Genomic DNA, 4,709 nt, shown 5'->3' with positions numbered 1-4,709 from the left:
CATTCTACCTATTCTTTCTAATGTTACTTTTGTATTTTCTCCAGCACCTTCTACCAATTTGATTCCGTAATCAATAGTATTTGTAGTTTTTGTCCAGTCGTTTAGGTACCAATCGAGATTTGCTCCCGACACTTTTTCGGCCGTATGTTTAATGTCGTTTGGCGTAGGATGTGTAAACTTATAATCGGCATAATAACGTTTTAGCGTTTTCATAAAGTTTTCTTTACCAATCATGTATTCCAATTGCGATAAGAAAATATTTCCCTTGCTATATGCCTGAATGCTATATGTACGGTTTTCGTCATAACGATCAGCATGCGTAGTTTGCGGTTGTTCTTTACCCGACTTTACTAAGGAAGCATAACCTGCATAAGAATCGGCATGAGGATTTTCTGCTTTTTTATCTGAAATTTCGTTCATCCCATAATTTTCTAACCAAGTGGTAAAACCTTCGTCCATCCAGCTATTTTTTGCCTCGTTTGATGCCAATATGTGCTGAAACCAAGAATGTGCCATTTCGTGCGCTGTTACGCCCAATAAACCGTCAAAAGTTCCTTCGCCAAGAATTAAAGTACACATCGCATATTCCATACCGCCATCGCCACCTTGGATTACAGAATATTGTTCGTAAGGATATTTACCAACGGTCTTGTTGTAAATTTCCATTAACTGCGCTGTTTTAGGCTCTAAATTCCTCCAGTTCTGAATAATGTTTGGATTGTTCTTGTATAAGAAATGTAGTGTCGTTCCGAAACTTGTAACCAATTTATCATGAATGTAATTCTTGTCCGCAGCCCAAGTAAAGTCATGTACATTAGGTGCTATAAAATGCCAAGTTAATGTTTTTTGTTTCTTAGGAAGCTTCACAATAACACCAGCATCTTGGTAATTATATCCTATTTGATTTCCGTTTTGCAAATAACCAGTACCACCTAAAACGTAATTTTTATCGATAGTAATATTAACATCAAAATTTCCCCAAACACCATGAAATTCTCTTGCAATATAAGGATCTGCTTGCCAACCTTCGTAATCGTATTCGGCCATTTTAGGATACCATTGCGACATCGAAAGTTCTACTCCTTCTTTGTTATTTCTGCCAGAACGACGAACTTGCACCGGAACCTGTCCATCAAAATCTAATGAAAAAGTAGTCGAAGTGTGAGGCAATAATGGTTTAGCCAGATCTACTTCAAGAATTGTGCTCACAACCTTATTTTTGAGTTCGATTCCGTCTTGTTTTAAGTTCGAAATCTTTAAAAATCCTATTTCATTAGGTTTCAGAGCTGCAATTCTGCTTTCTTTTATTTCTTTGTCACCCACTTTTACTTTGGTTACCATTCTTCCGTCAGGATCTTTTATCGTTTTTAGTCGAGCATCCATACAACTATTGGGCTGAAAAGCATTGTTGAACAAATGATAGTATACTCGATATAAAGTATCGGGAGAATTATTGGTATAAACTAAAGTTTGTTTCCCTTTGTATTGATAGGTTTTTACATCCATCTCCACCTCCATTTTATAGTCAACTTTTTGTTGCCAATAACCTGGATTTGGGTTGTTTTGAGCGAAAATAGACCCGAAACTAAATAACGTAATTAAGAATATTTTTTTCATTTGATAATATTAACAAAAAAACACAGTTTTCACAGATTTATAATTTCCTGCGAAAGCTGTGTTTTAAATTTTAAAATAGATAAAAATTATTTTTTTGCAGCCATTTTTTCTGCTAAAACCAAAGCATTGTATGCATTTACAATTTTTCCTGTTTTAGAAATAGACTCTAAAGTAGATTGAATTCCTTCGGCTCCAGCTAAATTGAAAGAGTTAGTTAGCGACGTTCCAGAATCCATAATAATATGTTTTACTTGCGAAGCCGTTAAACTTGGATAATAAGCACGAACTAAAGCTGCAACTCCTGCAACATTAGGCGATGCCATAGAAGTTCCTTGTAAATATTCGTAAGTATTTTTGGGTGTTGTAGCATAAATTTTTACACCTGGAGCAAAAATATCAACATTTACTTTTCCGTAGTTTGAGAAGTTTGCCATTTGTAATGCACCATATTCATAGTTTAATGCCCCAATTGTTAATACATTATCGGCATATTCTGGACTTGTACCATCGGCATCGTTAGGAAAATTAGGTGCTGTGTCTATGTCTTTTGCATCATTTCCTGCAGCGTGTACGAATAATACATCTTTAGATTCGGCATATTTTATAGCATCGTAAACCCATTGTCTGTTTGGAGAATAGTTTTTTCCGAAACTTCCGTTAATTACTTTTGCACCATTATCTACAGCATAGCGAATGGCTAAGGCAATGTCTTTGTCATATTCGTCACCATTAGGGACAGCACGAACTGCCATGATTTGCACGTTGTTTGATGCAATTCCGTCACCACCTTTGTTGTTTCCACGAACTTGAGCAATAATTCCCGCTACGTGTGTTCCGTGTTTTGCTCCTTCTTTTTTAGGGCCAATTACGTTATTGTTACCGTATTTTTTGTCGTTCATGTCGTTTGGATTGTCTCCTACAACTTTACGTCCGTCAAATTCGGTATTTAAATTATAGTTCAATTGGTCGTAAACATAGTCTTTGTATTCTTGTATTTGAGTGTCAAATTCCGCTTTTGGTGTTGTAGTCAAAATTTGTGTAAACATTCCTTTGTATTGCATCAAAGTCGGATCGGTAGTTTGCATTGCTTTTACATCAGCTAATGTAAAATTATCCTTTTTCAGAAAAGTTCTAACTGCTTTATCAGCACCAAGAAGCATGTCTACTTGTTGTTTTTGGGGCGCAAGTTCTGCTTTTTTGCTTTCAAATTCTGCCGAAGCTGCTTGAAACTGGGGAGAACCATCATTTCCTTTTTTTACAATACGAGTCATTTCTAACTGTTCGTTATCTGCATCTCCAAGGAAATTCCAACCATGTACATCATCAATAAAACCGTTATTGTCATCGTCTTTTTTGTTTCCAGCAATTTCTTTTGAATTTGTCCAAATTTCACCTTTTAAATCTTCATGATCAATATCTACTCCAGAATCTACCACTGCAACGATAATTTTTGTTCCTTTTTTACCTTTTAATATTTCAGCGTAAGCTTTATCGACACTCATTCCTGGAATGGTATCTTTGGCTAAATCGAAATGACTCCAACGTTTCATATTTGCCTCAGAAATAGGCGTTGTTTTAAGCAGCATTTTGTCGATATTAGCAACATTTGTGCTCATTACGCCTTTTGTTCCGCCGCAACTTACAAATGCAAAAGCTATTATTCCAGATATAAAAATGGGGTTTAAAATTCTCATGATTTTATAATTTAGTTCTAATTTTGCATAAAAGTCTTGATTTTTGAATCAATTCTACATTTTTTAACATTATGTTAATATTTCTAAACACGAAAATGTTTCTTTTAGTCGAATTCCTTTTTCGGTTTTTTCGACGGTAATGATTTCGTTGTGAGCATCATGTTCTAGAAATAAATAATAATTATTTTCGGCTGCGGCTGTTAGAAATTTTGATTTTTCAGGCATTGTTAATAATGGTCTTGTGTCGTAACCCATTACATATGGTAAAGGCAAATGACCTGCTGTTGGAATTAAATCGGCACAAAAAACGATGGTTTTATCTTGGTATTTTATATGTGGGATCATCATTTTTTCGGTGTGTCCATCTACATAAAAAACATCAAAATTTAATTCAGAAGCCATTTCAAAATCGGAATTGGCTCTGGTAATAAAATTAAGTTGCCCGCTTTCTTGCATTGGCAAAATATTTTCCGACAAGAAAGAGGCTTTTTCACGATTATTCGGTTTTGTTGCCCATTCCCAGTGATTTTCGTTGGTCCAAAATTTTGCATTTTTGAATGCTGGTTCGTAACCGGTTTTGTCTTTGTTCCAAATAATACTTCCGCCGCAATGGTCAAAATGCAGGTGCGTCATGAAAATATCGGTAATATCATCGCGTGAAAAACCATATTTTGCTAATGATTTGTCTATCGAATGGTTTCCCCAAAGTGAATAATAACCAAAAAACTTATCCGATTGTTTGTTTCCCATTCCTGTATCGATGAGGATTAATCGGTTTCCATCTTCGATAAGAAGACATCTTGCTGCAATATCTATTAAATTATTTTCGTCGGCAGGATTGGTTTTGTTCCAGATGGTTTTGGGTACAACGCCAAACATTGCGCCACCATCGAGTTTAAAATTTCCTGTTTCTATTGGGTAGAGTTTCATTTTTTTAATTAAAAGATTAAAATAAATTAAACAATAAGATTAGTTCTTTATTGCTTAATTTCTTGAAATAAGGTTTTTAATTTCGGATTGTCTTTAACAACAAAAGATTTAGATTTTATTAGCTTATCAATATCATTTATTCTTTCGTTTGTTATTGGATGCGAACTTAAAAATTCAGGTATCGATAAAGCACTTTTGTCTTCTTGCAAACGCTTAAACAAATTTGACATTCCTTTTGGGTTGACATGATTGGCTGTTAATATTTTAAAGCCTTCTACATCAGCTTGATGCTCGAATTTTCTCGAAAAAGAAAGTGATTGTAATGTGTTTGCATTATCGCCTATTATCGCCATAATACCATTAGTATCGCCTAAAATTGCCGATACAAATAGGTATCCAGATAAATTTCTGCATAACATTTTCATCGAATCTCTGTTGTTTACATGTGAAACTTCATGACCTATCAGT

General features: G+C 34.7%; 4 protein-coding genes. All 4 read right to left on the bottom strand.

The features are described from left to right. Window positions 1-1,617, bottom strand: a 1,617-nt coding sequence (locus ACH2BP_RS05735; RefSeq protein ID WP_395057885.1) for a M1 family metallopeptidase, incomplete at its 3' end; no start/stop codon positions are given. 86 nt (window positions 1,618-1,703) lie between these two features. Beyond that, window positions 1,704-3,311, bottom strand: coding sequence for a S8 family peptidase (locus ACH2BP_RS05730; RefSeq protein ID WP_395057883.1), 1,608 nt, complete (start codon window positions 3,309-3,311; stop codon window positions 1,704-1,706). A 69-nt stretch (window positions 3,312-3,380) separates the two neighbouring features. Continuing rightward, a complete protein-coding gene (locus ACH2BP_RS05725; RefSeq protein ID WP_395057881.1) occupies window positions 3,381-4,241 on the bottom strand; it encodes an MBL fold metallo-hydrolase in 861 nt (286 codons plus the stop codon). Window positions 4,242-4,288: 47 nt separating this feature from the next. Further along, a partial coding sequence (locus tag ACH2BP_RS05720; RefSeq protein WP_395057879.1) for a M48 family metallopeptidase occupies window positions 4,289-4,709 on the bottom strand: 421 nt, incomplete at its 5' end.

The organism is Flavobacterium sp., from assembly GCF_043756175.1.
In the GTDB taxonomy this organism is placed as follows: Bacteria; Bacteroidota; Bacteroidia; order Flavobacteriales; family Flavobacteriaceae; genus Flavobacterium.
This window is presented reverse-complemented; position numbering and strand designations above follow the sequence as displayed.